22 protein-coding genes are annotated in these 22,737 nt (G+C 68.2%); 12 read left to right on the forward strand and 10 right to left on the reverse strand.

The window, feature by feature from the left end; all coding sequences use genetic code 11:
* The first annotated feature begins 2 nt into the window (after positions 1 to 2).
* Both RMCB_RS08515 and RMCB_RS08520 read left to right on the forward strand, forming a co-directional pair.
* Positions 3 to 1,787 carry an N-acyl-D-amino-acid deacylase family protein gene (locus RMCB_RS08515; protein ID WP_062828431.1) on the forward strand — a complete coding sequence of 595 codons (1,785 nt, stop codon included), beginning with the start codon at positions 3 to 5 and terminating at the stop codon, positions 1,785 to 1,787.
* Between the two features lies 1 nt (position 1,788).
* A complete protein-coding gene (locus RMCB_RS08520; protein WP_029369314.1) occupies positions 1,789 to 2,373 on the forward strand; it encodes a TetR/AcrR family transcriptional regulator in 585 nt (194 codons plus the stop codon).
* On the opposite strand, the gene RMCB_RS08525 is transcribed toward RMCB_RS08520, so the two are convergent.
* Genes RMCB_RS08525 through RMCB_RS08545 form a run of 5 tightly spaced genes read right to left on the reverse strand, consistent with a single transcriptional unit; the run spans position 2,360 to position 9,986 of the window.
* The gene (locus tag RMCB_RS08525; protein ID WP_062828432.1) at positions 2,360 to 2,701 is read right to left on the reverse strand and encodes a DUF2304 domain-containing protein; all 342 of its coding nucleotides are present in this window, start codon (positions 2,699 to 2,701) and stop codon (positions 2,360 to 2,362) included. The two genes, RMCB_RS08520 and RMCB_RS08525, sit on opposite strands and share 14 nt — an antisense overlap.
* Complete coding sequence (locus tag RMCB_RS08530; protein WP_029369317.1) at positions 2,698 to 3,396, reverse strand: polyprenyl-phospho-N-acetylgalactosaminyl synthase PpgS; 699 nt, start codon at positions 3,394 to 3,396, stop codon at positions 2,698 to 2,700. Before RMCB_RS08530 ends, RMCB_RS08525 begins: the two co-directional genes overlap by 4 nt.
* A gap of 7 nt (positions 3,397 to 3,403) precedes the next feature.
* Entirely contained in the window at positions 3,404 to 4,696 is a 1,293-nt protein-coding gene (locus RMCB_RS08535) for an MATE family efflux transporter (RefSeq protein WP_036423755.1), read from the reverse strand.
* Positions 4,693 to 6,054 carry a M1 family metallopeptidase gene (locus RMCB_RS08540; RefSeq protein WP_062828433.1) on the reverse strand — a complete coding sequence of 454 codons (1,362 nt, stop codon included), beginning with the start codon at positions 6,052 to 6,054 and terminating at the stop codon, positions 4,693 to 4,695. The genes RMCB_RS08535 and RMCB_RS08540 overlap by 4 nt, the downstream gene beginning before the upstream one ends.
* The gene (locus RMCB_RS08545) at positions 6,051 to 9,986 is read right to left on the reverse strand and encodes a Pls/PosA family non-ribosomal peptide synthetase (protein ID WP_062828434.1); all 3,936 of its coding nucleotides are present in this window, start codon (positions 9,984 to 9,986) and stop codon (positions 6,051 to 6,053) included. Before RMCB_RS08545 ends, RMCB_RS08540 begins: the two co-directional genes overlap by 4 nt.
* A 197-nt stretch (positions 9,987 to 10,183) precedes the next feature.
* Here RMCB_RS08545 and RMCB_RS08550 point away from each other — a divergent pair, with 197 nt between their 5' ends.
* From RMCB_RS08550 to RMCB_RS08565, 4 genes are all read left to right on the forward strand, one after another.
* Positions 10,184 to 11,152: a TerC family protein gene (locus tag RMCB_RS08550; RefSeq protein WP_029369321.1), complete on the forward strand. Its 969-nt coding sequence runs from the start codon at positions 10,184 to 10,186 to the stop codon at positions 11,150 to 11,152.
* 75 nt (positions 11,153 to 11,227) lie between these two features.
* Positions 11,228 to 12,412: a PP2C family protein-serine/threonine phosphatase gene (locus RMCB_RS08555; RefSeq protein ID WP_062828435.1), complete on the forward strand. Its 1,185-nt coding sequence runs from the start codon at positions 11,228 to 11,230 to the stop codon at positions 12,410 to 12,412.
* Complete coding sequence (locus RMCB_RS08560) at positions 12,409 to 13,935, forward strand: sensor histidine kinase (protein ID WP_062828436.1); 1,527 nt, start codon at positions 12,409 to 12,411, stop codon at positions 13,933 to 13,935. Before RMCB_RS08555 ends, RMCB_RS08560 begins: the two co-directional genes overlap by 4 nt.
* A complete protein-coding gene (locus tag RMCB_RS08565) occupies positions 13,932 to 14,378 on the forward strand; it encodes a response regulator (RefSeq protein WP_029369324.1) in 447 nt (148 codons plus the stop codon). Before RMCB_RS08560 ends, RMCB_RS08565 begins: the two co-directional genes overlap by 4 nt.
* A 4-nt stretch (positions 14,379 to 14,382) precedes the next feature.
* Here the strand turns inward: RMCB_RS08565 and RMCB_RS08570 are convergent, their stop codons facing one another.
* On the reverse strand, positions 14,383 to 14,814 hold the full coding sequence (locus RMCB_RS08570; protein WP_029369325.1) for an ATP-binding protein: 432 nt from the start codon (positions 14,812 to 14,814) through the stop codon (positions 14,383 to 14,385).
* Positions 14,815 to 14,831: 17 nt separating this feature from the next.
* Positions 14,832 to 15,224, reverse strand: a complete 393-nt coding sequence (locus RMCB_RS08575; RefSeq protein ID WP_029369326.1) for an STAS domain-containing protein — start codon at positions 15,222 to 15,224, stop codon at positions 14,832 to 14,834.
* A gap of 180 nt (positions 15,225 to 15,404) precedes the next feature.
* Here RMCB_RS08575 and RMCB_RS08580 point away from each other — a divergent pair, with 180 nt between their 5' ends.
* Complete coding sequence (locus RMCB_RS08580; protein ID WP_234792050.1) at positions 15,405 to 15,794, forward strand: hypothetical protein; 390 nt, start codon at positions 15,405 to 15,407, stop codon at positions 15,792 to 15,794.
* A gap of 2 nt (positions 15,795 to 15,796) precedes the next feature.
* On the opposite strand, the gene RMCB_RS08585 is transcribed toward RMCB_RS08580, so the two are convergent.
* Positions 15,797 to 16,456, reverse strand: coding sequence for a TetR/AcrR family transcriptional regulator (locus tag RMCB_RS08585; protein ID WP_062828437.1), 660 nt, complete (start codon positions 16,454 to 16,456; stop codon positions 15,797 to 15,799).
* Between the two features lie 58 nt (positions 16,457 to 16,514).
* Between RMCB_RS08585 and RMCB_RS08590 the strand changes: the two genes are divergently transcribed.
* Positions 16,515 to 17,387, forward strand: a complete 873-nt coding sequence (locus RMCB_RS08590) for an SDR family NAD(P)-dependent oxidoreductase (RefSeq protein WP_062828438.1) — start codon at positions 16,515 to 16,517, stop codon at positions 17,385 to 17,387.
* A gap of 54 nt (positions 17,388 to 17,441) precedes the next feature.
* The gene (locus RMCB_RS08595) at positions 17,442 to 18,092 is read left to right on the forward strand and encodes an HD domain-containing protein (RefSeq protein ID WP_062828439.1); all 651 of its coding nucleotides are present in this window, start codon (positions 17,442 to 17,444) and stop codon (positions 18,090 to 18,092) included.
* Between the two features lie 19 nt (positions 18,093 to 18,111).
* On the opposite strand, the gene RMCB_RS08600 is transcribed toward RMCB_RS08595, so the two are convergent.
* Complete coding sequence (locus RMCB_RS08600; protein WP_062828440.1) at positions 18,112 to 18,588, reverse strand: 2-oxo-4-hydroxy-4-carboxy-5-ureidoimidazoline decarboxylase; 477 nt, start codon at positions 18,586 to 18,588, stop codon at positions 18,112 to 18,114.
* A 146-nt stretch (positions 18,589 to 18,734) separates the two neighbouring features.
* Complete coding sequence (locus RMCB_RS08605) at positions 18,735 to 19,223, reverse strand: inorganic diphosphatase (protein WP_029369332.1); 489 nt, start codon at positions 19,221 to 19,223, stop codon at positions 18,735 to 18,737.
* Between the two features lie 128 nt (positions 19,224 to 19,351).
* Between RMCB_RS08605 and dacB the strand changes: the two genes are divergently transcribed.
* From dacB to tilS, 3 genes are read left to right on the forward strand one after another with little or no spacing between them, the layout of a single operon-like run.
* Positions 19,352 to 20,740: a D-alanyl-D-alanine carboxypeptidase/D-alanyl-D-alanine endopeptidase gene (gene dacB / locus RMCB_RS08610; RefSeq protein WP_062828441.1), complete on the forward strand. Its 1,389-nt coding sequence runs from the start codon at positions 19,352 to 19,354 to the stop codon at positions 20,738 to 20,740.
* Positions 20,737 to 21,792: an Rv3626c family coenzyme F420 biosynthesis-associated protein gene (locus tag RMCB_RS08615; RefSeq protein WP_062828553.1), complete on the forward strand. Its 1,056-nt coding sequence runs from the start codon at positions 20,737 to 20,739 to the stop codon at positions 21,790 to 21,792. The genes dacB and RMCB_RS08615 overlap by 4 nt, the downstream gene beginning before the upstream one ends.
* Entirely contained in the window at positions 21,771 to 22,730 is a 960-nt protein-coding gene (gene tilS / locus RMCB_RS08620) for a tRNA lysidine(34) synthetase TilS (RefSeq protein ID WP_062828442.1), read from the forward strand. Before RMCB_RS08615 ends, tilS begins: the two co-directional genes overlap by 22 nt.
* Positions 22,731 to 22,737: the final 7 nt, after the last annotated feature.

Below are 22,737 nucleotides of genomic sequence, written 5' to 3' on the forward strand. Positions count from 1 at the left end.
TCATGTCCTACGACGTCATCGTTCGCAACGGCCTGTGGTTCGACGGCACAGGCGCGCCTCCGCAGGTCCGCACGCTGGGCATTCGCGACGGCATCGTCGCGACCGTGTCGGTCAAACCGCTCGACGAGACGGGTTGCCCCGACGTGATCGACGCGGCCGGTAAGTGGGTCGTGCCCGGCTTCATCGACGTGCACACGCACTACGACGCCGAGGTCCTGCTCGACCCGGGCCTGCGCGAATCCGTGCGCCACGGGGTCACGACAGTGCTGCTGGGGATGTGCTCGCTCTCGACCGTCTACGCGGACACCGAGGACGCCGCCGATCTGTTCAGCCGTGTGGAGGCGGTGCCGCGCAAGTTCGTCCTCGGCGCGCTCGAACAGCACCGCACGTGGACGAATCCGAGCGAGTACATCGAGGTCCTCGATCATCTGCCGCTGGGTCCCAACATCGCCTCGATGCTGGGCCACTCCGATCTGCGGGCCTCGGTGCTCGGCCTTGACCGCGCCACCACCCGCGACGTCACCCCGACCGACGCCGAACTCGAGGCCATGGCGGCCAAGCTCGACGAGGCGCTCGCCGCGGGCATGCTCGGCATGTCGGGGATGGACGCCGCGATCGACAAGCTCGACGGCGACCGGTTCCGGTCCCGCGCGCTGCCCTCGACATTCGCGACCTGGCGGGAACGCCGCAGGCTCATCAAGGTGCTGCGCAAGCGCGGCCGGGTGCTGCAGAGCGCACCCAACGTCGCCAAGGCGCAGGAGGCCCTGAACTTCTTCCTGGAGAGCAGCAGCTGGTTCGGCCGGCGCCGCGGCGTGCGGGTGAGCCTGCTGGTCTCGGCCGACGCCAAGTCTTCGCCGGGCGCAGTGCATGTGCTGGGGCCGGGAACGCGACTGCTCAACCGGATCCTGGATGCCAAGGTACGGTTCCAGCACCTGCCGGTGCCGTTCGAATTGTATTCGGACGGAATCGATCTGCCGGTTTTCGAGGAGTTCGGCGCAGGCACGGCGGCACTGCACCTGCGTGATCAGCTGGAGCGCAACAAGCTGCTGGCGGACCCGGAGTACCGCCGCCGGTTCCGGCGGTCGTTCGATCGCCGCAAGCTCGGCCCGACGTTGTGGCACCGCGATTTCCACGACGCGACCATCGTCGAATGCCCCGACAAGACGCTGATCGGCAAGTCCTTCGGACAGATCGCCGATGAGCGGGGCATCCATCCGCTCGACGCGTTCCTCGACGTGCTCGTCGAGAATGGCGAGCGCAATGTCCGGTGGACCACCATCGTGGCCAACGCCCGGCCCAAGCAGCTCGACAAGCTGGCCAAGGAGCCCTCGGTGCACATGGGCTTCTCGGATGCCGGTGCGCACCTGCGCAACATGGCGTTCTACAACTACCCGCTGCGCCTGCTCAAGCGGGTTCGCGACGCCCAGCTGGCCGGCCGGCCGTTCCTGACCACGACGCATGCCGTGCACCGGCTGACCGCCGAGGTCGCCGACTGGTTCGGTGTGGCTGCAGGCACCCTGCGGCAAGGTGAGCGTGCCGACTTCGTGGTGATCGACCCGGCCGGGCTCGACGATCAGGTCGACGCGTACCACGAGGAGTCGGTGCCGTTCTATGGCGGCCTGAGCCGGATGGTGAACCGCAACGACGACGCGGTCGTCGCGACAGCCGTCAACGGTGTGGTGGTGTACCGCAACGGTCAGTTCCGTGACGGCTACGGCGCCACGGTGAAGTCCGGTCGCTACCTGCGCGCCCGCGGCGCCGAACAGCCTGTGGCACAAACGGTTTGAGATGGCGAGAACCCAGCAGCAACGTCGTGAGGAGACCGTTGCCCGGCTGCTCGACGCCGGCATCGACACCATCGTCGAGGTGGGTTACGCACGTGCATCGGCTTCGGTGATCGCGCGGCGGGCCAAGGTCTCCGACGGCGCGCTGTTCCGGCACTTTCCGACCATGAGCGACTTCATGGCGGCCACAGCCCATGAGGTGGCGCGCAGGCAATTGGAGTTGGGCAGCAAGCTCGTCGCACAGATCCCGGCCGAGCAGCCGCCGCTGCACGCGGTGCTGACGATTCTGCGCGACATCGCGGGCAGCGACACCAACACCGTGTGGCACGAGCTGATGGTGGCCGCCCGCACCGACGAAAAGCTGCGGGCGACACTGCAAACGGTGCTCGCCGAGTACGTCGAGAACATCTACGAGACCGCCAAGAGCGCGCCGGGCGCCGAGCAGATTCCCGAGGATGCGCTGGCCGTGGTGCTCGCGGTCGTGCTCAACACCTTCGACGGCGCGGCCATCGTGCGGCGGGTGCTGCCGCAGCCCGAGCTCGAGGACGCCCGGATCGACCTGCTGGCGGAGCTTTTCAGTCGTCGCTAGGCACGCGCGCGTTCTGCAAGGCCACCGAGCGGGCCAGCCTGGCGTATTTGAGTTCGAGGTCTTTGAAGCGCAGGTACGCCGAGAGCGTGACGAAGACGAACGCGATGATCAGCACGTACTCCATCAGGTCTGTACCGCGTTTGACGCCAAGCCAATTCGCGACGACCGTGGTGTCGTCGGGTCGCAGGATCGCGTAGATGCCCGCCACCACGAACAGCACGAAACCCACCTTGACCCAGGCCTTGGACCGGGCACTGCGGCGCGAGTTCAGCAGGTACACCAGCAGCGCGAGCACCGAGACGATCAGCAGTGCCTGAATCCAGTTCACCGGGACAACCTCCTGCGTAACAACCCGTCGAAGACGATGTTGACCCCGTTGAGCAACGGCTGGCCCTTCGACTTCGAGTAGTCGGTGTAGAGAATCTCGACCGGCTCCTCGGCCACCCGCCACTGGTTTTCGTAGGCCAATGCGATGAATTCGCCCGCGTGGCTCATGCCGCTCATGGTCAGGTTGAGCGAATCGGCCACTTTGCGATCGAACACCCGCAGCCCGTTGTGCGCGTCGGTCAGGCCCAGCGCCCGGCTCTGGGGGCTCAGAAATGCCGCTGCGCGCAGGATGATCCGCTTGAGCGGCGGGGTATGGGTGACCGCACCGGCGAAGCGGGTCCCGATGACGAGGTCGACGTCGTCGGCGCTGAGCCGGTCGATCATCCGGACCACGTCCTTGACCTGGTGCTGGCCGTCGGCGTCGAACGTCACGAACACCTCGGCGCCGGGCTGGCGGCGGGCGTACTCGACGCCGGTCTGGATGGCCGCACCCTGGCCGAGGTTGACCGGGTGCGGCACGACGTGTGCGCCTGCGGCGAAGGCCTGCTCGGCGGTGTTGTCGCGGCTGCCGTCATCCACACAGACCACGTGAGGGAAAACGGAGCGAACGTCGGAGATGACGTCGCCGATGATGGTCGCCTCGTTGAAGGCGGGAATGACGATCCAGACGTCGTGGTAGCGCGTGTCGATGGGCACCAAACTACTACTCCTGCCCGGCCGATGCCCGGCCCAGCGCCACCAGATGCACGGCGATTCCGACCAGCGGTGCACAGAGCAGGGCGATCACGGTGCGGGTTTCCAGCCCGACCGGCAGCAGCAGCAGGGCTACTGCTGCCACAGTCGCGCTGATCCAGCCGGCCGCGTACGCCCGGTGCAGTGCGGCCGCGACGGCCGCAGCTCCGGTCAGCGTCAGCATCGCGATCGCCACAGCGCCTGCGGTCAACCAGGCCAGCAGCGCACCACTGGCCCGGTACTCGGGCCCGAACGCCACCTGCAGCAGCCAGGGCCCCAGTAGTCCGGCGGCCAGCACCCCGACCCCACCCAGCCCCGCGACCACGGCAGCAGGCGCCAGCAGGGCCCGCAGTCGCGCGCTGCGCTGGTCCACGAAGTGCGCGATCAGGTTGCCCTGCATCGCCGTCAGCGGCACCAGCAGCGGAGCCCGCGTCAGCGTCACGGCCAGGATCACCACGCCACCGGCCGCACCGAGGTCCGCCGAGGTGGCCTTGAGCAGCACCGGGAAGCCCATCACCAGGATCGCGCTGGCACCTGCGGCGGCGATGGAATGCGCGGCGCCCCGCAGGAACGTCCCCGGGCCGCCCGCGGTGACCAGTTCGGCCGCGAGCCGGGTGGCGGGCGAGGCGATCAGCAGGATCAGCCACGCCACCGCGCCGGCCACGGTGGCCCACAGGAAACCGACCAGTTCCCAGCCCAGCACCACGGTGCCCGCCGCGACGGCGACGCGGATGACGGCGTCGGTCACCATCAGCGCGCCGTACTGCGACCAGCGGTTCACCCCGGCGAGCATGCCCAGCAGCGTCGCGTGCATACAGAACCCGGCGAGGCCCGCGCTGAGCAGCACGACACTGAGCACGGGCGATTCGACGAACACGTGCGGCGCCCACAGCGGCGAGGTGCCTGCGATCACCGCTGCCGCGACGAGACCGACCAGCGCGGCCACCCGCAGCGGGTGGGTCCGCGGCCCCGGTCCGACGTAGGGGTTGACCGATACGGCACGCACCTCGCGGGTGGCCTCTTGCAGCAAGCCGTTGGCGGCGCCGGTGACCAGGCCGAACGCGCCCCAGAACACGCTGAACACCGAGAACCCCGCCGGTTCGAGAGCCCGGGCGGCCAGGTAGAGCACGGCGTAGCCGCACAGCGCCGTGATCGCGGTCGCGGCCCCGACCGTGGCGACGCTGCTGCGCGTCACGGGGCCCGGCGATGAGCCGCTTGCGCGAAGAGGATCAGATGCTGCGGACGGGCCGCCGCCGTCGGTCACAGCGGTGGCAGGGCTTTCGAATACAGCCAGGCCTGCCACAGTGGCTGCAGCGATTCGTCGGTGTAGCGCGCGGCCAGCCCGGTGAAGTCGTCGGTGAACGCGGTGCTGTGCCGGTACTTGGTTGTCCAATCCTGCAGCAGCGCAAAGAAATTCTTGTCGCCGATGCGGTTGCGCAGCACGTGCAGCGTCAACGCACCTCGCTTGTACACGCGGTCGTCGAACATGTCCTCGGGACCGGGGTCGGACAGCAGCAGGTTCTGGGGCAGGTCCGCCAGCTTGTGGTGGTAGCGACCGGCCCACTCGGCTGCGCTCGGCCCACCGCTGTTCTCCGACCACAGCCATTCGGCGTAACAGGCGAAGCCTTCGTGCAGCCAGATGTCGCGCCAGTGCCGCGCGGTCACCGAATTGCCGAACCACTGGTGGGCCAGCTCGTGGGCGATGAGCCGTTCGGCGCCGCGGTGCCCGTCGCAGTGGTTGGCGCCGAAGATCGAAATGCCTTGGGCCTCAAGGGGGATTTCCAGGTCGTCGTCGGTGACCACCACGGTGTAGCCGGTGGCAAGCGGGTACGGCCCGAACAGTTTGACGAACAACTTCATCATCTGCGGCTGCCGGTCGAAATCATGGTCGAAGTCGCGTTTGAGCCGCGACGGCAGCACGGCGTGCATCGGCACGGGGGATTTGGCCAGTCGGTGGCGCTCGTACATGCCGATCTGCAGCGTCATCAGGTAGCTCGATGTCGGCTCGGCCTGCTCGTAGGTCCACACGGTGTGCCCGGCCCGGACCCTTCGGGAAACCAACTCGCCGTTGGCGATCGCGTAGTACGGGCTGTCGGTGCTGATTTCGACGCGGTAGCTGGCCTTGGCGCTGGGGTGGTCGTCGCACGGGAACCAGGTGGCCGCGCCGTTGGGCTGCCCGGCGACCAGGGCGCCGTTCGAGAGCTCCTCGAATCCGACTTCGCCCCAAAAGGTGTCGATGGGCCGCGGGTTGCCGCTGTAGCGGACCAGCACGGTCATGGCGGCACCCGCCGGCAGCGGTGAGGCCAACGTGATGAGCAGTTTTCCGTTGGAACATCGGAACTGGGCGGGCCTGCGGCCGTTCACCGAAACCCTCGACACGTTCATGGTGTTCGCGAGATCGAGGGTGAACGTGCGCAATTGGGCCAGCGTGACGGCGGTGATGGTGGCCGACCCGGCCAGTCGATTGGCCGACACCTTGTACTCGAGTTCGAGTTCGTAGCGCGACACCCGGTAACCGAAGTTGCCGTTGCCCGGCAGGTAGGGGTCGATGACGGGAGCTGCGGATGCCTTCTTGGTGGCTTTCTTGGCCGCCTTGCTGACCGCCTTGTCGGATCGCGTCACGCGGCGCTGTCCTCGGGGCTCTTGGACGCCTTGTCAGCCGAGCCGCCGCGCTTCTTGCCGAACAGGTTCCACGGCGCGATCGGATTGCCCTGCCAGCGCGTCGAGGCCGGAACCTCGTCGCCGCGCATCACCAGCGAGCCAGGGCCCACCGTGGCCCCGGCGCCCAGGCGGGCCGCGGGCAGCGCCACGCAGTGCGGCCCGAGCGTCGCACCGTCCTCAAGCACCACGCTGTCCAACCGCATGATGCGGTCGTGGAACAGGTGCGTCTGCACCACGCAGCCGCGGTTGACCGTGGCCGCGGTGCCCAGCGTGACCAGATCGGCCTCCGGCAGCCAATAGGTTTCGCACCACACGCCGCGTCCGATCGAGGCGCCGAGCCCGCGCAGCCACAGGTTCATCACCGGAGTGCCGCTGGCGGCGCGCGCGAACCACGGTGCCGCAACGGTTTCGACGAAGGTGTCCGAGACCTCGTTGCGCCACACGAACGACGACCACAGCGGGTGTTCGACGGCGCGAATCCGCCCGATCACCAACCACTTCGCGATCACCGCGATGGCACCCGCGACAGCGCCCGCGGCCAGCAGCACCACGCCGCTGGCCAGCGCGGTCCACAGGTAGCCGATGCGGATGGCCGCGGCCTGCAGGGCGCCGAGCACCGCGACACCGATCGCGAACGTCACGATCACCGGGATGATGCGGCAGGTCTCGACCGTGCCGCGCATGATCTTGAGTCGGTTCGACGGGTGGAACGTGCGCAGCGCGTCGGCCGCAGTCGGGTTGCGGCGCAACCGGACCGGAGGGCTGCCGAGCCACGACGATCCGGCCTTGGCTTTGTGCGGGGCGGCCGAGAGCACCGCGACCAGGCCGTCGTCGGGCACTTTGCGGCCGGGCTGGGTGATGCCCGAGTTGCCGAGGAATGCGCGCTTGCCGATGGTGGCCTTCGCGACGTGGATCCAGCCGCCGCCCAGTTCATAGGAGGCCACCATGGTGTCGTCGGCCAGGAACGCACCGTCCTGCACCTCGGTGAACTTCGGTGTGAACAGCGCCGTGGAGATCTCGGTGCCCTTGCCGACTTTCGCGCCCAGGAGCCGCAGCCACCACGGTGTCAGCAGGCTGGCGTAGATGGGGAACAGGTAGTTACGGGCCGCGTCCATCAGCCGTTCGGTGGCCCACAGCTGCCAGCCCACGCGGCTGCGCACCGGGTGGTAACCCTCGGACAGGCGCAGCGACAGCAGGCGCACCCCGACCACGGTCAGCGCGGCATAGACGACCATCGCGACCAGCGCCGCGACCGGCGTCCACGCCAGGGCAGGCAGGATCGCCTCCTTGGGGGATGCGGTGCCGCGCACACCCCAGCCGACCACGGCGAGGCCGGCGGCGAGTGCGGCCAACGGCAGGCTGCCGAGCAGTATCGAGGTGACGCCGTAGACGGCCACCCACACCGGGGCGCGGCCCGGCCGGTGGTCGGGCCATGGATGACGGGCCTTGCCGGACTTCACCGCAGGCGAGCCCTTCCAGAACTGGCCGTTCTTCACCTTGCCGACCACCGCGGAACCGGGGGCCACATCGGCGTTCTTCCCGACCGTCGCCCCGGGCAGCAGCGTGGTGCGCGCGCCGATGGTGGCGTCGTTGCCGATCGACACCGGTCCCACGTGGAACAGGTCACCGTCGATCCAGTGCCCGGTGAGATCCACCTCGGGTTCGACGGAGGCGCGATGGCCGATCTTGAGCATGCCGGTCACCGGCGGGGCAGAGTGCAGGTCGACGCCCTTGCCGACGCTGTTGCCCAGCGCCCGGGCGTAATAGACCATCCACGGCGCGCCTGCCAGGTTCTCCGCGCCGCTGGCGTCAGCGAGCCGCTCGGCGATCCAGACCCGCAGGTGCACGGCGCCGCCGCGACGGTAGGTGCCCGGCTCCAGCCCGCTGAGCAGCATCCGCGCGAAGAGCACGGCGATGCCCATGCGGCCCACGGGCGTGATGAAGATAAGGAAGCCGGCCAGCAGCCACCACCAGTTCACGGGCGTGGCCCACGGCACGATTTTCGCGGCTGCGGCGATGTTGTTCAGCAGCGCCAGCCACACCACCCACTGCACGCCGGTCAGCGTCGCCAGCGGCAGGGACAACGCCACCTGGGCGGCTTGGGTGAGCCACGGCGTCGGTTTCACCACGCGCGTTTCCACCTGCGGCGGAGGTTTGAGTTCGTCGAGGTATCCGGCTAGTGAACCCAGCCGCGGATGGTCGTACAGGTCGGCGACGGTCACCTGTGGATACCGCTGCCGCAGTGCGGCCACGAGCTGGGCGGCCGACAACGAGCCGCCGCCGAGCGCGATGAAATCGGCCTCCGGGCCGTCGACGGCGGTGCCGAGGACATCGCGCCACAGCCCGGCGAGCCAACCCAGGGTGCCGCCGAGGTCGGGGGCGTCCTGCTCGGTCTCGCCGGGCGGCGGCCAGGGCAGTGCGTTGCGGTCCACCTTGCCCGACGTGCGGGTCGGCAACTCGTCGAGCAGCACCAGCCGGGGCACCAGCGCGGCAGGTAGGGCTTCCGACAGCGAGGCCCTGGCGGCGGCGAGGTCGAAGTCCGGATCGGCGCTGGCGATGTAGCCGACCAGTAACGGGGTGCCGCTGGCGGTCTTGCGGACCGCGGCCGCACCGCCGCTGACACCGGGCAGGTGGACCAGCGCGTTGTCCACCTCGCCCAGCTCGATGCGCCTGCCGCCGACCTTGACCTGATCGTCGGCCCGGCCCTGGAAGTACAGGCCGTCCGGTTCCAGACGCACCAGGTCACCGCTGCGGTAAGCCCGGCTCCAGCCCAGCGTCGGCATGGCCGCGTACTTCTCGGCGTCTTTCTCGGGGTCCAGGTACCGGGCCAGTCCCACGCCGCCGATCACCAGTTCGCCGACCTCGCCGAAGGCAACCTGGTGGCCCTTCGCGTCGACGACCGCCAGGTCCCAGCCGGGCAACGGCAGACCGATGCTGACGGGGCCCTGCCCGTCCAGCTTGGCCCCGCACGCGACGACGGTGGCCTCGGTGGGCCCGTAGGTGTTCCACAGCTCGCGCCCGTCGACCGCCAGACGCTGCGCGAGCTCGGGCGGGCACGCCTCACCGCCGAAGATGAGCAGGCGCACGGCTTCGAGCGCCTCGGCGGGCCACAGCGCCGCGAGTGTCGGCACCGTCGACACCACGGTGATGTCGCGGCTCACCAGCCACGGGCCCAGATCCATGCCGCTGCGCACCAACGACCGGGGTGCCGGGACCAGGCAGGCCCCGTGCCGCCAGGCCAGCCACATCTCCTCGCACGACGCGTCGAACGCCACCGACAAACCGGCCAGCACTCGGTCCCCGGGTCCGATCGGGTTGTCCTGCAGGAACATCCGTGCTTCAGCGTCGACGAATGCGGCCGCGCTGCGGTGCGTCACCGCCACACCCTTTGGCGTCCCCGTCGATCCGGAGGTGAAGATGATCCAGGCGTCGTCACGAACCAGCGGCGCCGCCGCACGCCAGCCCCGCGATGATCCGGGGCCCCGCACCAGGCCGGCCTCGGTGATCACGCCCACCACGTTGGCCTCGCCGAATACCAGCTGGGCCCGTTCGTCGGGGTCGTCGGCGTCCACCGGAACGTAGGCCGCGCCGGCCGCCAGCGTGGCCAGGATCGCGACGTAGAGCGCATAGGTGCCCGACGGCATCCGGATCCCGATCCGGTCACCGCGGCCGATGCCGCGCGCCGCGAGCCAGGCCACGCTGTCTTCGACGTCGGTGATCAGTTCGGCGTAGGTGAGCTGCACCGACCCGTCGTCGAGCGCAGGGGCGTCAGGGAACCGGCTCGCGGTGTCGCGCAGGATGTCCACCAGCGTCCGGGGCTCGGGCGCCGCAGAGGAAAGCACGTATTGCGCAGGGATCGCGTGCTCGGCGTGTGCTTCATCCGCAGCTGTCACGAGTACAAACTACTAAGCCGCGGTCCCGGTGGGCGGATGAAGCGCACGGCGTGGCACACTTGTCGGCGGAGGGGAGTATTCCTTCGCTGCAGTGTCGTCATCACATCGGCTGACATGAAGCCGATCGGTGCTGCGGGCCCGGCCGTAAGGCGGGTGGAAGAGACCTCCGGCGTTTTGTGACAGCCGGAGGATTCCTGATGCATGTAACCCAGCTCGAGTGGATTGTCACGCTGACCGTGACGATCGCTGTGCTCTTGTTCGACGTCGTGGTGATCGGCCGCAGGCCCCACGAGCCGACGACCCGCGAAACGGCGACGTATCTGTCGATCTACATCGGTCTGGCAGTGGCGTTCGGCGTGTGGGTGTGGTTCTTCCACGGCAGCCAGTTCGGGCTGGAGTTCTTCGCCGGGTGGCTCACGGAGTACAGCCTGTCGGTGGACAACCTGTTCATCTTCCTGATCATCATGGCCAGCTTCAAAGTGCCCAGGATCTATCAGCAACAGGCATTGCTCGTCGGGATCATCTTGGCGCTGATCTTCCGCGGCGTCTTCATCGCGCTCGGTGCGGTGGCCATCGAGCAGTTCTCCTGGGTTTTCTACATCTTCGGGGCGTTCCTGCTGTACACCGCGATCAACCTGGTGCGCGACACCGAGCACGACGACGACGCCGACAACTTCGTGGTGCGGTTCGCACAGCGGCACCTGCGGACCACGGATCGCTGGGACGGCTTGCGGCTGTGGGTCAAAGACGACGGCGCGAGGTTGATGACGCCGATGTTCCTGGTGATCGTCGCGCTGGGCACCACCGACCTGCTGTTCGCGCTGGATTCGATTCCCGCGATCTACGGTCTCACCCAACAGCCCTACCTGGTGTTCACCGCGAACGTGTTCGCCTTGATGGGCTTGCGCCAGCTGTACTTCCTGCTGGGCGATCTGCTCAAGCGCCTGGTGTACCTGTCCCAGGGCTTGGCCATCATCCTGTTCTTCATCGGCGTGAAGCTCGTGCTGCACGCCCTGCACGAGAACGAGTTGCCGTTCATCAACGGTGGCGAGCCCGTGCCGGTGCCGGACATTCCCACGCTGGTCAGTCTCGGCGTGATCGTAGTGACCCTGGCCATCACCACGGCAGCCAGCCTCTACAAGACCCGGGTGCGTGACGCCCGGTAGTGTCGAGGAGTTGTCACTAAAGCAAATGGTCGGCGCGACCTGGGTGACCTCATTACATTAAGGATGTGATGGCCCATGCGCGCACCGACGGTGCCTGCAGGTAATGAGCGGCGGTTGTCGCTGCTCCTCGTCGAGGACGACCGAGCTGATGCTCTGCTGGTCGAGGAGCTGATCGCCGACGCCGACGCTGACATCGAGTTCCGTTGGGCGCAATCGCTTTCCGACGCCGAGCAGGCACTGTCCGCCGATCGCCCGCACTGTGTGCTCCTCGACCTGAATCTGCCCGACGCCATCGGGATCGATGCCTTGCACCGGTTGGCCAAGGTGGATGCCGCCATCCCGATCGTGGTGCTGACGGGTTTGCACGACGAGCATTTCGGGGTGTCGGCGGTGGCGTCCGGCGCGCAGGACTACCTGGTCAAGGGCCGGGTGGAGCCGGAGGTGCTGGTGCGCGCGGTGCGGTACGCCATCGAGCGCAAGCGTGCCGAACTCACCGCCGTCGCCCTGCACGCCAGCCATCTACGCGCGCAGGAGAACGCACGGCTCGAGCGCGGGCTGCTCCCGTCCCCGTTGCTGCTCGGTGACCCGGGCGTCGAGATCATCACGCAGTCCCTGCCCAGCCGCCAGGACGCCCTGATCGGCGGGGATTTCTACGATGTGGTCCAGACCAACGACCGCACGGTTCACGTGATGATCGGGGATGTCGCCGGCCACGGCCCGGATGCCGCGGCACTGGGAGTGGCGCTGCGCATCGGCTGGCGCGCGCTGACGTTCGCGGGGTTGCGGGGCAACGAGCGGATGCGCCAGCTGGACCGGATTCTGACCACCGAACGCCCCGGGACCGGGGTGTTCGCAACGCTGCTGAGCTTGGCGATCGATCCTGACAGCGGTCGCTACGCGGCGGTGCGGGCAGGGCATCCGGGAATGCTCGGCCACAACAGAAACTCCGTGGAATGGATCGAGCCGCCGGCCGGCCCCGCCCTGGGCCTCGGTGCCGAGGAGTGGCCCGTCAACCAACTGCAGCTGTCAGAAGGGCAGGGCCTGCTGCTGCTCACCGACGGCTTGTTCGAGGGGCATGCGGGCCCCGGCGACGAACGCCTCGGCGAAGCCGGCCTGCTCAGGGTGGCTCGAACGCTGGCCGGGTTGCCCGGGCGGGAGTTCGTCGACGCCCTGATCGGCCAGGCCGAGACCTACGCTCAACCGCATGGCGGCCTCACCGATGACATCGCGGTGATCCGGGTGGAGCGGTCTCCCCGATGAAGCTCACCGTCCAGGGCTGGCTCAACGTCGTGCTGGCGACCATGGGCGGCATCGTGCTCGCGGGCGCTGTGGCCGGGGGTCTGATGATCCGATGGACCGACCAGGTCTCCGATGATCTGATCAACCATCTTCAGCCCGCGCGCGTGGCTGCCTACCGGCTGCAGGCGGCTCTGCGCGATCAGGAAACGGCGGTCCGCGGTTACGCCATCGCGGCTGACCGGCAGTTCCTGCAGCCCTATGACGAGGGACAGAGCGTCGCCACCGCGGCCGCCGCCGACATCCGGTCGCTGGTGGGCGACCGCGAGCAACAACTGGCCGATCTCGACGCGATTGCGCGGGCGGCGGACAGGTGGCGCAGCACCTATGCCGCCCCGCTCATCGTCAGTGTCACGCCGGGCCGGCCCGCCGTCGTCGATGAGCAGACCGCCGCCCGCGGGAAAGCCGAATTCGACGGTATGCGGGTGCTTTTCGACGCCCAGAACGCGCACCTCGAGCAGCTCAGGAACGCTGCGCGCGATGAGCTGGACCGCAGCCGAACCTGGCGCGACGGAATGCTGATCGCCGTGATCGCCGCATTCATCGTCACCGCGCTGCTGCTCGCGGTCTGGGTGCGTGGCGCGGTGATACGCCCGCTGGATGCGCTTGCGGCGGCGTGCCGCAGGATCACCCAGGGCAACTTCGGCGACCGCATCGTCCCCAAGGGGCCCAAGGACATTCGGGCCATCTCGGTCGACGTCGAGGACATGCGCCAGCGCATCGTCGATGAGCTCGACGCGTCACGCTCCGCGCAGGCGTCCCTCGATGAGCAGGCCGACGAGCTGAGGCGGTCGAATGCCGAACTCGAACAGTTCGCCTATGTGGCGTCGCACGATCTGCAGGAGCCGCTGAGAAAGGTGGCCTCGTTCTGCCAGTTGTTGGAGAGGCGGTACGGCGACAAGCTCGACGAGCGCGGAGTCGAGTACATCGGTTTCGCGGTCGACGGGGCCAAGCGCATGCAGGTGCTGATCAACGATCTGTTGACCTTTTCCCGGGTCGGGCGGCTGGGCGCGACCCGCGCAGAGGTGGATCTCGGCGCGACGCTGGCGTCCGCGCTGACCAATCTGTCGACTTCCGTGGAGGAGTCGGGCGCCGACATCGTGCTCCCGTCCGAACCGCTGCCGCAAGTCGACGGTGACCCGACCCTGCTTACGATGGTGTGGCAGAACCTGATCGGAAACGCGGTGAAGTTCAGGCGGGATGGCTTCGCGCCACACGTCGCGATCGAGTATCGGCCCGACGGCGAGGCCTGGCTGTTCACCGTGTCGGACAACGGCATCGGAATCGGTGAAGAATTCGCCGACAAGGTCTTCGTGATCTTCCAGCGGTTGCACGGCCGAGACGCTTACGGCGGAACGGGTATCGGGCTTGCGCTGTGCAAGAAGATCGTCGAATACCACGGCGGCAACATCTGGATAGACACGTCGTATTCGGGCGGGACCCGGATCAATTTCACCCTGCCCCGAATGGAAGGAAGTTCTGAATGACATCAGGCGCGGAGGCCCGTGCGATCGACATCCTGCTGGTCGAGGATGATCCCGGTGACGAGCTCATCACCCGGGAAGCGTTCGAGCACAACAAAATCGAGAACAATCTCTACGTCGCCCGCGACGGTGAGGAAGGGCTGGACTTTCTGTACCGCCGGGGGGCGTTCGAGCACGCCCCGACACCCGACCTCATCCTGCTCGACCTCAACCTGCCCAAATACGATGGCCGCCAGCTCTTGGAGAAGGTCAAGTCCGACGCAGACCTCTGCCACATCCCCGTCGTCGTCCTCACCACCTCGTCGGCCGAAGAAGACATTCTGCGCAGCTACAAGCTGCACGCCAACGCCTACGTCACCAAACCCGTTGACCTGGACCAGTTCATGAATGCAGTTCGGCAGATCGACGAGTTCTTCGTTCAGGTCGTGCGACTGCCGCAGTCCTGACCGGTCACAACGGGCCGGAGATGTGGTCCCACTGCAGCCGCACCTCCGTGCCCACCGGTGACGAGTCGATGATCGTGTGATCGCTGAGCGCGCGCATGAGAGGTATGCCGCGGCCGCGCGCGGGGTTGTTCGCCGGTGGCCGGGCCGACCGCCAGCTGCCTTGGTCGGCGACGGTGACGGTGAGAACCGCCGCGGTCGGATCGTAGTCCGCGCGCAGATGCATGACGCCCGGCTGCGGCGAGCTCACGTAGGCGAATTCGGCGACATTGGCGAGTGCTTCGTTGACTGCCAAGAGCACGTCGCTGGCCTTGACCGAGTCGAGCATGAGATGGCTGTGCAGCCAGTCCGAGAACTCATGCCGAACCTGGGCAGCCGCTTCTGGGACGGCAGCGACATCAACCTTCGTGAAGCACGCTGGCTGTTGTTGGTCTGACATGGCAACGTGAGTCTCGTTTAATTCCTCACCGCGGCCAATGCGTCGTCGAGGGTTGCGAACAACTCGACGACGTCGTCGATGCCGACGAGCTTGAGAGGCCGGCTGGTGGCCGGACCGTCGGCCACCACTGCGAACCGCACCGCGGGCTGCAGTGCGTTGTGTGAGGCGACGAGCACACCCATACCCGCGGACGCGAGGAAATCGACGCCGCTCATGTCGACCACCAATGCCGACGGTGAGCTCTTCGTGGCAGAGCGAATGGCCTCCTCGAGCCGGGGTGCAGTCAGCATGTCCACCGTGCCCGATACCACCACGACGCTGACCTCACCGTCGCGGCGTTCTTCGACTGCGCAGTTGACCGCCGCTGCGGTCGCGTTCGGGCCCTCGGTGGGGATTGGCTGGCTGGTCATAGGGTCACCTCCGACGTGTTCGTGCGCCTATGGCGACAGTACAAGGACAAGCGGCATCGCCGCCGCCGCGCCCCGCATACCCACAACGGGGCGAACTCACACCTGATGGTGGTCATTTCCTTGTATTCGCCCTGAGTACAACCCTTCGGCTGCGTGTCCGGCGTCCGTAGCGTCGAGTCCGTGCGGATCTTCGTGGCGGATACCGATGACTGGACCGAATTGACCGACGGCGACGAGCCGGTGGTGCGGATCTCGGCGCCTGACCTGGCGCGGGCCCGCCGGATCCGGGCAGGCGTCGACGGGGACGTGGCGGTGATCCTGGACGTCACGGTGGCGGTCGGCGCTGATTTCCGGTCGGCCCGGCGCGCGCTGCAGGTGGCGACGGACGACTCCAACGTGCGTTACGTCGGTACGGTACTGGGGCTGGCGGGGCTGATCGCCGACATCGAAGCCGCGGGTGTTGCCGACGGGGTGACGCTGGTCGCGGCCGCGCCGGGCCAGGATCTGCGGGCCGTCGGCGTCGATGTGCAGCGCCTGCTGGCCTCCCGGTCTCAGGCCAGGGCCTCATAGCCTCAGCGCTGGGCGACGATTCCGGTGAGCATCGCCGATAGTATTCGCGCGACGCGTGATTCGACGTCGACGACCGCGTGCGCAAGGCCGGGTTCGCTGCGGTAGAGCTCGGCGATCTCCGGGCCGGGTGTGGCCATCTGCCAGAACGCGCCCGACAGCGATGTGGCTGCGGCCACCAGGTCGACGCCGTCTTCCTCGGTCAACGCCGGCAGCAGCCTGCGTGTCGCGGCGACGATCGCGTCGACCTCCGTGAGCGTCGCGAGCTTGAATGTCCGCACCGCGTCGACGGAGACATTGCGCTCGAGATTCATCGGCGCCTGGGCGAGCAGATCGCAGAACATCCCGCGCTCGGCGAGCGTCGCGGCGAACGTGGAACCGACTGCGGCGGGCGACATCTCGTCGGCCGCGTCCAGGCGTGCACGCAGCGCGGCCGACCATTCCCGCCAGCCGTCGGCGGTGAGTCGCAAGAAGATCTCCTCGCGCGTCTCGAAATACCGCAGCATCGCGGACTTGTGCATGCCGACCGCTGTGGCGATGTCGGTGAGGGTGATCTGCCGGATGCCCAGGTCGGAGCCCAACCGCCGGGCGGACTCGAGGATCGCCTCTTCACGGGCCTGTTTGGCCGCGGAACTGCGGGCGCGCTGGAAGTCGGGGGTCGGCACGTAGTGAGTTTAGCGCAACACTGTTGCATTATTAACGAAACGGTGTTGTACTAACTACATGAGCAAAGTCTGGTTCGTCACCGGTTCGTCCCGCGGCCTTGGCCGCGCCCTGGTTCGTGCGGCACTGCAGGAGGGTGATCGCGTGGCAGCCACCGCCCGCAGGCCCGAGCAACTCGCCGACCTTGTCGAGGAGTTCGGCGAGCGGGTCTATCCGCTCGCGCTCGACGTCACCGACCCCGCTGCCGCTGCTGCGGCGCTGGCCGCGGCCCGCGACCGGTTCGGCCGCCTCGACGTGATCGTCAACAACGCCGGATACGCGAACGTGTCACCCATCGAGACCACCGACGACGCCGACTTCCGCGAGCAGTTCGAAACCAACTTCTGGGGCGTCTACAACGTGTCCAAGGCGGCCATCCCGATCCTGCGGGACCAGCAGGGAGGCCTTGTCATCCAGTTCTCGTCGATGGGCGGTCGGGTCGGCGGATCACCCGGCCTGGCGTCGTATCAGGCCGCCAAGTTCGCGATCGACGGATTTTCCCGGGTGTTGCAGGGCGAGACCGCTCCGTTCGGCGTACGGGTGCTGGTCGTCGAGCCGAGTGGGTTCCGCACCGACTGGGCCGGGGCTTCGATGACGGTCCACGAGTTTCCCGACGCGTATGCCGAGACTGTCGGTGCCATGCGATTCGCGGCAGGCCAGTCCGGGGCCATTGCGGCGGGTGATCCGGTGCGCGCCGCCGAGATTCTGGTGAAAATGACTCGGCGCGACGATATTCCGTACCACCTGCCGCTCGGGGTCAATGCCGCGGAAGGCTCGATCGCCCTCGATCGGCAACTGCTCGCCGACGACGACAAGTGGCGTGCGGTCAGCCGGTCCGCCGACTTCAGCGAGCCCTACCCGGTGCCGTTCCCGCCCATGTCGCAAACTGTGTGATTCGTGGCCGAAAGGACACGGGTCGATCGCCTGCTTCGTCCGCAGACTTGCTGCATGACCAATACATCCATCGAATCCATCGCCGACATCGTCATTCCCGACACCGAGCTGGTGCGGGACGTCACCGAATACATCCGCGACGCGGAGAGCGATCTGCTGTTCGATCATTCGCGCCGGGTGTTCCTGTTCGGTGCACTGCAGGGCCGCCGCCGCGGGTTGCAGCCCGACCTCGAATTGCTCTATGTCGGCGCGATGTTCCACGACATCGGGCTCACCGAGCGCTATCGCGACTCGCAGTTGCGGTTCGAGGTCGACGGCGCCAACGCGGCCCAGGAGTTCCTGCTGGCGCGCGGTGTCGACGAGGCCGACGCGCGCAAGGTGTGGCTGGGCATCGCATTGCACACCACGCCGGGGGTGCCCGAGTTCCTCGAACCCGAAATCGCCCTGGTGACAGCAGGTGTCGAGACCGACGTGCTGGGGATCGGCCGCGACGACCTGTCACCCGAGGCGCTGGCCGCCGTCACCGCCGCGCACCCGCGGCCCGATTTCAAACGCCGGATCCTGCAGGCCTTCACCGACGGCAACAAGCACCGGCCGCGCAGCACGTTCGGCAACGTCAACGCCGATGTGCTTGCGCACTACGACGATTCGTTCGTCCGCGACGACTTCGTCCAGATCATCCTCGACAACGGCTGGCCCGAATAGCCGCCCACCGAAAGCCCGGCTACCAGTTGTAGAACCCGCCCTCGGGGCCCAGCATCCGTTCCAGCCGGACCCGGTTGATACGGGCCAGTTCGTTGCGGACCACTTTGCGTTCGGTTTCGGTGTCGTTGTGGAGCCGACCATCGATGCAGTCGAGCACCTCGGTCGGATCGCATGTCGGTGTGCACATGACGAAACCGAAACCGAACCGCTCCCGATAGCGGACCAAGGCGTCGTCGAACCGCGCCGTCACATCGGGCAGATCGGGCCAGCGGCACCCGATCAACGGATAGGCCTGCAGCACGGCGTCGATGGAATCCTCGCCCAGGCTGAACAACAGTGCGTCGGCCTGCCGGAACAGGCTCTCGTGGTCGGCGTACGGCCGCGACCGGGCCAGGTCGGCGGACATCAGCACGCTGTAGCAACATTCGTAGACCGCGTGCACCGCGCGCCGCATCGGCAATGCGTTGTACGCGTCAAGCCCCATGCCCTGATGCATCAACACACGACCATCATCGAAGGCGCAGAGTACGGCGGTATTACCCCGTGTTACAGCGACGCTAAATCAGCCCGGATCGTCGGTAGTTAGTGCTGGTGGTTCGGACTCCTCAACGCGGCTCGTGCCTCGCCGCTTGATCGTCGTCCTCAGTGGCCCTCGGCCTTGAACCGCTCAATCGAACGCTGCAGCTCGGCCTCGGCCTCCTCGCGGCCGGCCCAGTCGGCGGCCTTGACGAACTTGCCCGGCTCCAGGTCCTTGTAGTGCACGAAGAAGTGCTTGATGGCGTCGAGTTCGAACTGCGACACGTCGCCGACGTCCTGGATATGGTCCCAGCGCGGGTCGCCGGCCGGGACACACAGCAGCTTGTCGTCGCCGCCGGCCTCGTCGGTCATCTTGAACATCGCGACCGGTCGAGCTTCGACGATGCAGCCGGGGAACACCGATTCGGTCAGCAGCACCAGCGCGTCCAGCGGGTCGCCGTCTTCACCGAGGGTGTTCTCGAAGAAGCCGTAGTCGGCGGGGTAACCCATCGGCGTGAACAGGTAGCGGTCGAGCTTGACCCGGCCCGTCTCGTGGTCAACCTCGTACTTGTTGCGTGAACCCTTCGGGATCTCGATGACGACGTCGAACTCCACCGTCGTGGCTCCTTCGCATCTGCGGATAAGGCATGGGTCGTCGGGCGACGACGCGGGTCAACCCTAATCCAGCGATAGGCTGGCGCAGCGGGGTGCCTGGTCCCCGTCGATGAATGAGCAGGAGAACTATGCGGCCCACTCGGTGGCGGCGTTCCACCCACGTGGTTGTGGGCGTCGTGGTTCTGGCGCTGGTTGCCGCCGTGGTTGCTGTCGCCGCCGTTCTGACGGGCCGGCAGTCCAGCGACGCCGCCGCGACCAAACCTGCGCCCCCCGCGGCGACGGCCAGTCCCGAGGTCACCCCCGTCGACATGTCGGCGCCGACCCCCACGGTCGGTGGTCTGGCCGCCGCGCTGGCACCTGCTCTTGCCAACCCCGACCTCGGCGAGATCACCGGCCGCGTGACGGACGCCGCCACGGGCGCCCAGCTGTGGGAGCAGGACGCCGACACCCCGATGCAACCGGCGTCGGTCAACAAGGTGCTCACCACGGCGGCGGCGCTGCTCACGCTGGACCGTGGTGCCCGGCTGACCACCACCGTCGTGGCCTCCGATCAACAGCCCGGTCTGGTGGTGCTCAAAGGCGGCGGTGACACCACGCTTTCGGACGCCCCGGCCGGTACCGACACCTGGTACAAGGGCGCCGCCCGCATCAGCGACCTGGCCGATCAGATCCGGCAGAGCGGTGTGCGGGTCACCGCCGTGGCGGTCGACACCAGCGCCTACACGGGGCCCACCATGGCTCCGGGCTGGGATCCCGCCGACATCGGCGGCGGTGACATCGCGCCGATGGAACCCGTGATGCTCGACTGCGGCCGCATCCAGCCGGCCACGGTCGACTCCCGGCGCACCACCACCCCGGCTCTGGAGGCCGGCAAGGCGCTGGCCGTCGCGCTCAAGGTCGATCCCTCGACCGTGACGGTGTCGGCCACCCGGCTGGCGCAGTTCGGCGGCAGGCAGATCGCCCAGGTGCAGTCGGCCCCGCTGATCGAGCGGCTGCGCCAGATGATGAACGAGTCGGACAACGTGATGGCCGAATCCATCGCGCGCGAGGTCGCCGATCAGCTGAACCACTCGCAGAGCTTCGACGGCGGCGTGCAGTCCGTGCTCGGGCAGCTGCAGAGCGTCGGTATCGACACCAGCGGCGCCAAGCTCGTCGACTCGAGCGGTTTGTCGGTGTTCGACCGGCTGACGGCGAGAACACTCGACGGCGTGGTCACCGCTGCCTCGGGCACCACCGAACCCAAGCTGCGGCCACTGGTCGACCTGCTGCCCGTGGCCGGTGGCAGCGGCACACTGTCCAACCGCTACCTCGACACCGATTCCGGGCGGGCGGCAGCCGGTTGGCTGCGCGCCAAAACCGGCTCACTCACCGGCACCAACGCGCTGGCCGGGATCGTCACCGACGCCAGCGGCCGGGTGCTGACGTTCGCATTGCTGTCCAACAACGCCGGAGCCACCGGCCGCACCGCCATCGACGCGGTGGCGGCCGTGCTGCGCTCCTGCGGGTGCGGCGCATGAGCCGCCCCTCGGCGCTGACCGCGGGCCGCGCTGTCGACTGGGAGTTCGCCGCGACGGTCGGCGCCAAGCTGGCCCGCCCGGCCCCGGCGTTCACCGATTACACGCGCAGCGTCGCGATCGACCAGCTCTACGAGAGCGCACGCTCCGCCGAGATGCCGGTGCGCGAGGTCACCCAGCTCAACGAGGGTGCGGAGGTGCCCGAAGCCCGCGTCGTCGACCGCCCCGACTGGATCCGCGCGGCGACGCGTTCGATGCGGGTGATGACCGGCGGTGCCGACGACAAGGATCACAAGCCGGGCTTCATCACCGGCCGCGTCACGGGCGCGCAGACCGGCGCGGTGCTGGCGTTCATCTCGTCGGGCATTCTCGGCCAGTACGACCCGTTCGCGCCCGATGGTGGCGAACTACTGCTGGTGTACCCCAACGTGATCGCCGTGGAACGCGAATTGCGGGTCACTCCAGCGGATTTCCGGCTGTGGGTGTGCCTGCACGAGGTCACGCACCGCGTGCAGTTCCGGGCCAACCCGTGGCTGACCACGCACATGTCCGATGCGCTGGCAGTGCTGACCCAGGATGCCGGCGACGATGTGGCCGCGGTGGCGGGGCGGCTGGCCACCTACGTGCGCAACCAACGCAACGGCGTTGCGCCCGAACCGGGTTCGACGGGCGTGCTCGGGCTGGTGCGGGCCGTGCAGGCCGAACCACAGCGTAAGGCGCTCGATCAGCTGCTGGTGCTCGGCACGCTGCTGGAGGGTCACGCCGATCACGTCATGGACGCTGTGGGCCCGGCCGTGGTGCCGTCGGTCAACATCATCCGGCGCCGCTTCGATGAGCGCAGGCAACGCAAGCAGCCACCCGTGCAGCGGCTGGTGCGGGCGTTGCTCGGCTTCGACGCCAAACTCAGCCAGTACACCCGCGGCAAGGCGTTCGTCGATCACGTGGTGTCCGCTGTCGGTATGGCCCGGTTCAACACCGTCTGGTCGAGCGCCGAAACCCTGCCGCTGCCAACAGAGATCGACGAACCGCAGCGATGGATCGATCGAGTGCTGTAGCTGCGCTGCGGCGTGCGGTGGCCACGGCTGGCGCGCACATCGACGGCGACCACTGGTGTGTGGCCCTCTCCGGTGGCCCGGACTCGTTGGCGCTCACCGCGATTGCGGCGGCGCAGCGGCCCACGACGGCGCTGATCGTCGACCACGGCCTGCAGGCCGGATCGGCAGCGGTGGCCGAGGCGGCGCGGGAACAGGCACTGCGGCTTGGTTGCCGTGCGGCACAGGTGATTTCAGTCCAGGTGGGTACTGAGGGTGGGCCTGAGGCGGCAGCGCGGACCGCGCGCTACGCCGCGCTGGACACCGCCCGCGCCGGCGCGCCGGTGCTGCTCGGCCACACTCTCGACGATCAAGCCGAGACGGTGCTGCTCGGTCTGGGCCGAGGTTCGGGACCACGGTCGATCGCCGGGATGCGGCCACACGATCCGCCGTGGCATCGGCCCCTGCTGGAGGTTCGCCGCGCGCTGACCCACGCGGCATGCGACGAACTCGGGCTCACGCCATGGCACGACCCGCACAACAGCGATGCGCGGTTCACCCGGTCGCGGTTGCGCCACGAGGTCATGCCGGTGCTCGAGGATGTGCTCGGCGGCGGGGTGGCCGAGGCGCTCGGCCGCACGGCCCGGGCGCTGCGCGAGGACTCCGATGCGCTCGACGAACTGTCCAAGCGTGCGCTCGACGACGCCGCCACCGGCGATGGCGGCCTGGACACCGCGCGCCTGGCCGCGCTGCCCGACGCGCTGCGCCGCCGCGTCATCCGCGGGTGGCTGATGGCGGGCGGGGCCAGCGGGCTCACCGACACCCAGATCCGCGCGGCGAACCGGTTGGTCACCGCGTGGCGCGGGCAGGGGGGAGTGGCTGTGGGCTCGGCGCTGCGCCGTCAAAGGTTGATCGCCGGCCGCCACGGCGGGGTGCTGAGGCTACACATCGAACCCGTGTAGCTAGGCT

Origin of the sequence: Mycolicibacterium brisbanense (assembly GCF_001570425.1) — a bacterium.
Taxonomy (GTDB): domain Bacteria; phylum Actinomycetota; class Actinomycetes; order Mycobacteriales; family Mycobacteriaceae; genus Mycobacterium; species Mycobacterium brisbanense.